Annotated in this window: 1 protein-coding gene; it reads right to left on the bottom strand. The window is 32.4% G+C overall.

Annotated features, from left to right (window positions below):
* Positions 1-114: 114 nt before the first annotated feature.
* Complete coding sequence (locus DN408_RS28045) at positions 115-627, bottom strand: hypothetical protein (protein ID WP_078178896.1); 513 nt, start codon at positions 625-627, stop codon at positions 115-117.
* Positions 628-1,185 lie beyond the last annotated feature (558 nt).

Below are 1,185 nucleotides of genomic sequence, written 5' to 3'. Positions count from 1 at the left end.
TTAGCTTGATAGCGATGGGGTACCTCCAGCATTTTGGAAAAAAACACGCTAAGCAAAAAATAAAATAAGCCATCCATTTGGACAGCTCATTTACATAATTATCGTTATTGGAAGTTATTCTACATTGTTCTTAAATAAACGTAATATTTGTTGAGCATCTGTATTCCTTATTATGTAATGTTCTAGATTTTTTTGTTCTTCATTATCTTGACGAGCAATTACAACTTTTTTATCCTCTAGCCAAATTAAATATGTTTCACTGGAACCATCTTGGTAATTTACATTCATTTGATAATCAATATTTGCCTTGGCCTCATCATCTAGCAAAAGAGGAATAACTCTTTCTCGATCCTTATCTATTCCTGTATGTTCCATAGATTTAATAATTTGATCAAACTCTAGATTTATAACTGCTTTTTTATTTTTTACCTTAGTGGATATAAGCTCAATTTTCTTTATTTCCTTTCCTTGAAAGAAAATAGGTTTACGATTTTCCTCTTGTTGTATTGAGGCAGTTTTTACTTTTGGTTGTTCAGTAGTAGATGTACTACCAGTGTTTGTCTCAGTCGAACAAGCGGATAGATATAGGAATAATGATAAGGTCAGTAATGATATATTTTTATTCATAAATTAACCCCTTTCTTTTATAGGTAATATTCCTTTTCACCATGTAATAAACCTTTTTAAAGGGGAGAAGTTGTCTACTCTTCGTATGAATACTTTATACACTTGAAGTTAACGTAACGTCTCATTATCGGTAGCAAGAAAAAGGCGAATTCCCTTTGAAAGTAGGGATTCGCCTTTTTCTTTTTCTATAACCCTATTCATCTTTTTATACATTCTTGTCCTGGCGTGGGTTCAGGGCTCTTGTTTGTTACTGTATTAGCCCAAAAACTGTATAAAATCTTGCATACTCTTAGCGTGGTTTTTTTCCGAAATGCTGGCGATACCCCATCACTATCAAACTAAGACTTAGGAAATTTTCAGGGGAGTGGTGTAGATTATTTAAGAATTTACATACATCATAAATCCTAATGGGGTTTGTTTTTTTCAATTAAGCCGCTCGATCTTTAGAAATGGTACAATTGTAATTGACACCTAATATATCAAAGACTGTTTTTTCTCTTATTGATGAAATCAAATTGGTTGAAAGCGCAGGTTACCGATTAGAAAAGGAAAAAAGGA

It is taken from the genome of Bacillus sp. AR13-1, from assembly GCF_008042285.1.
GTDB lineage: Bacteria > Bacillota > Bacilli > Bacillales > Bacillaceae_G > Bacillus_A > Bacillus_A mycoides.
Note: the sequence above shows the minus strand (reverse complement) of the source record. Positions and strands in the feature narration are given on the sequence as shown.